Annotated in this window: 3 protein-coding genes; 2 read left to right on the forward strand and 1 reads right to left on the reverse strand. The window is 38.6% G+C overall.

What is annotated here, in order from left to right:
- The first annotated feature begins 178 nt into the window (after positions 1-178).
- Together Q8907_13200 and Q8907_13205 are read left to right on the forward strand one after the other, a co-directional pair.
- Positions 179-1,474 (forward strand): OmpA family protein, encoded by a 1,296-nt coding sequence (locus Q8907_13200; protein MDP4275227.1) that lies wholly within the window; start codon positions 179-181, stop codon positions 1,472-1,474.
- 4 nt (positions 1,475-1,478) lie between these two features.
- On the forward strand, positions 1,479-2,468 hold the full coding sequence (locus Q8907_13205; protein MDP4275228.1) for a hypothetical protein: 990 nt from the start codon (positions 1,479-1,481) through the stop codon (positions 2,466-2,468).
- A gap of 176 nt (positions 2,469-2,644) precedes the next feature.
- On the opposite strand, the gene Q8907_13210 is transcribed toward Q8907_13205, so the two are convergent.
- A partial coding sequence (locus Q8907_13210; GenBank protein ID MDP4275229.1) for a glycoside hydrolase family 31 protein occupies positions 2,645-4,453 on the reverse strand: 1,809 nt, incomplete at its 5' end.

The following is a 4,453-nucleotide window of genomic DNA, read 5'->3' on the forward strand; positions in this document are numbered from 1 at the left end:
CAAAAATATAATAATAACAAATAATTTATTTAGATGAAACTTTTTTGTAAAAAGCACTAAATATTTAACAAAAAAATGTTATATTTAATTTAAGTTCAGGGTTTTAGTTGTGGTCTCAGATTGTCTTATTCTCTCTGGTAAAGCCGGCCAATTATACAATAACCTAATCCTTAAAAAAATGAAATCTTTTTTAAAACCTGTCATTTTAATGACTTTGCTTGGCCTGACGGTAAACGCAGTGTGCCAGGTTGATGTGGATGTTAAAGATAAGGTCGAAAATCAGACGAACAACAAGTTGAACCAAAAGACCGATCAGAGCATTGGTAAGGGATTAAATTCCATTGAAAATGGAATCAAGGGGGTGTTTAAAAAGAAGGGTAGCAAGGACAAAACACAGACACAGGAATCGCAAAAGCAGGAGAGTGTTAATAATCCGGAGTCCAAAAAGCAGGAAGCCCCTGTTGGTCTGGAATCTTATTCAAAATTTGATTTTGTTCCGGGTGAAAAGGTCATTTATTATGAAGATTTCAGCCAGGACGCTGTGGGCGATTTCCCGGCCCTTTGGAATACCAATGGTTCTGCAGAAGTGGTTACGACAAATTTATTTCCCGGGCATTGGGTAAAATTCAATACCGAACAAGCTATTTGGACTGATAATCTTCTTACCCTGCCTGATAATTATACCATAGAGTTTGATATCATTCCGGCGGCAAACGCGGAGAATAACATGGCCGGTTATCATGTAAGGCTTATGCAGTGCATAAATACGAAAGCTTTTGATTATGGCTCAGCACCAGGCAAGGGCGGTTTTCACTTCCAAATTGAATATTTTGGCAGGCCTTCTTTTTCCACCTGGTTTTTAAAAGGAGGTTGTGAAGAATTAGCATTAAGAGGGACTAAAGAAGAAGAGATATATAAAGAAGTTTTAAATCATCAATACCATATTGCCATTTGGGTTCAGAAATCCAGGATAAGGCTGTATCAGAATCAGAATAAGTTGTTTGACCTTCCTAAAGCATTGCCTGTTGAGTGTTTGAAGGTTGACAGGCTTAGATTTGAAGATGGTGCTGCTATGATCAGCAATATAAGAATAGCTGTAGGAGCACCGGATATGCGCAATAAATTACTTACTGAAGGGAAGTTGGTGAGCTACGGGATTTATTTTGATGTAAATAAGGATGTGGTTAAACCTGAATCTTTCGGCACTCTCAAGGGAATTGCAGCGGTGATGAGTGAAAATCCAGGTTTGAGGATAAAAATTGTAGGGCATACCGATAATGACGGAGTTGCTGCAGCAAATTTGGATCTTTCCAAACGTCGAGGAGCAGCAGTTAAAAATGAACTGGTCAAAACTTTCAGTATTGATGCTTCCAGGATTGAATCGGATGGTATGGGTGCAACCAAGCCGGTAGCGCCCAATGACAGTCCGGCCAACAAGGCGCTTAATCGCAGGGTTGAATTTATAAAACTTTAAAATTATGAAAACCTATATGGCGGTTATTGTCACATTTCTGATCAATGTGACGTTTGTCAACGCCCAGGTCACCCCTGAAGCATATCTCAAAAAAATCCCTGCTTTACCCAAGGAGGCCTGCAATGCTGCCAAAGAGACTATTCAGAATTTTAAAGAGCAGGTAAATCAACTTGATAATCAATTATCAGAAGATATTAATGCAAGGCAGGATAAAGTAAATGAAAAGGCTGATGCAAGCCGGGAAGGTGCAATGACACATACAGCGCAGCAGTATAATCTTTCAGACAAAGACATGAATAAAATTAAAAAGGGGGAGAATCTTTCTGATGCTGAAACTCAGGAGCTGGCTAATAAAATGCTGAAGCAACAAGCTAACATGTCTTTGGAGGAGGTTCAAAAACTTTCCACAATGAATGAGGCAGAAAAGCAGGCATTTGCCCAATCGATGGCTGCCAGAGGAATGCAGGATGCAAGGGAAAATCCAGGAAAGTACAAAGCTTCCCAGGATAGGGCAGCTAATCTTAACCGGCTGGTAAATGAACAAAGTGCACTAAACCAAAAACTTAATGACTGGCAACAGGAAATTGCCGACCGTTATGCGCAGATTGAAAATGATCCTGAGGGTAAAGCCATGCTTGATAGTATCCAACAATGGAAAAGTGAATGGAACCGGCTGGCTGGCGTGGATTATGGCCAGGGCAAAAAGATGGAAGCCCTTTTAGATAAGATTAAAAATACACAAATGAAATATTACAAAACATTAACACCCCGGCTTTGGGTTGTGCTTCGTGATCATTTGTCTAAGGTCCAATCTTCTTTTCCCGATTGCCGTAAGTTGGATGAAGTTTCCAGTGAATTGATGAAAGTACAGGTAGGAGTCCCTTCTCCGGATGCTGGCTCTGACCTTAGGAGCTTGGGAGTTATTCATGCCTATCTGGGCAAGCTTCAAAAAGCTTATGAATTTGCACCGGATTTTTTATTTCAGGGGCAATAATCAATAGGGTAAGAGCAAAAACCAAAATCAATTGGATTTGTACTACACTATTTTTTCTTTTCAAATGCCCTCTTTTATTTTGGGGAGGGGATTTGAAAAGAAAAATAGTTTTTATTAAGCGCTTACATCATGAATTATACGAAGATATCCTCGGATGTAGTGACCTCGATTACAATTTATTCTATAATTAACTTATTATTCAATAAAACATTGTTGGTTTTTATATCTACTAAATACAAACCCTTACAAAAGGCACTGGTATTTATTCCTACCTGATTGCGCCCCTCAACAGTTTTGGATAATATTTTTTCGCCTTGAGTATTATATATATTTAATTGCCCCTTGTCAACAATATTTCCAAAATCTATTGTAACATAATCTTTTGTTACAGGATTAGGATATATTTTAACATCAGATTTTAGAACAGACGGTATATCAGAGGTCTGGTCTGAAACGGTAATTTTTATAACCAAATTTATTTCAACCGGGCGTGCATTAAGGCGTACATAGAGTACATTATTTTTCATATACCATCCTTCAGAAGAATTATTAGAAACTTCTTTCAGCAAAATATCATTTACCGTAACCTGCCCGGGTGTATTGATATTATAAAATTCAATTTTGTAAGCGCGTTGTGTTGGAGCATTAGGGTAGCTACCATTTTGGGAATTTATTGTCAGGGTCTTTAAATTATCGACATAATCAATTTTTGTAGTTGCAAACATTCCCGATTTATAATTTAGATTTTCGCCTTCATCGTCATACAGGACAAATGAGCCATCGTCACCGGTGTATACTTTCAATTCTAAAGAATCCTCCGCATTTTGGCCGATGTAATCGGAATAAGGTGCTAAAGGTACTATACCCCCTGCTTTTACATATACCGGCATAGAGTTTAAATCGCATGAAACATACTTTGTAACAGGCCCTGTTACCTTTTCATTGGTGAAAAAATTTGTCCATTCCCCATTGGGGAACCACACCTGTGTTAATGCAACTAAACCAGGATTGACCACCGGAGATACCAACATAGATTCACCAAACATATATTGTTTATCAAACGTGTATGCCTCGGGAGTTTCCGGATAGTCAAAATACATTCCCCTTATTATGGGCAATTCACCCGTGGACGATTTATATGCCTGTGAATATATGTAAGGTAACAGTGAATGTCTTAAACGCATGAAATTTTCTGCTTGTGAGGTGACATTGGGATAATCCCATGGTAAACGTAGTCCATGATCAGAATGTAAACGGAAGATGGGTTGAAATGTACCCAATTGTACCCAGCGGATATACATATCATCGGCTAATGTGTTTTGATGGAAACTGCCTAAATCGTGCGATACATAAGACATTCCTATATTAGCAGCCCTGATGGTATAGTAAGATTCAAATCCTAACATATTCCAACTTGCATAGGTGTCTCCGGTAAATTGGACAGTGTAGCGGTGTTCTGCCCAGGCAGTTCCTGCTTTTCCCGGCCCGGAATAATTTTCAAAACCATTCCCGATGCGGGAAAAAGCAAATCCTCGCAGCCCCTGTTCTTCTGCATTTTTGGCATAAAGGCTATTGATCCAACTATCGCCGGGCAGACCGGGTATACTCATCATTATTTTCCCGTCACACCAATCAAGCCACCAAAATCGAATACCTTGTGTATTGAAGGGTTTATGTAAATCGAAGTAAGCCTGGGCATGTATTTTATTGCTAAAGTCAAAATAATATTTGCTGGAATTCTGAATTTTAACTAATCCATCTGCTGTATTATTTGCTGTTGTGAATAACGGATCATTTGTTTCAATTGAAGGGTGGATATTTAATGTTACTTTTAATCCTTGATTTTTAGTCCAATATAAAAAATTCAGAGGATCCGGAAAAAGAGTATTGTTCCAATTCCAGCCGTCCCATTGATTGGGTGATTTCCAATCGGTATCAATGGCTAATACATCCAGGGGAAGTTTTTCAGAACGGAATTTCGGCAA

The organism is Bacteroidota bacterium (assembly GCA_030706565.1).
Taxonomy (GTDB): Bacteria; Bacteroidota; Bacteroidia; order Bacteroidales; family JAUZOH01; genus JAUZOH01.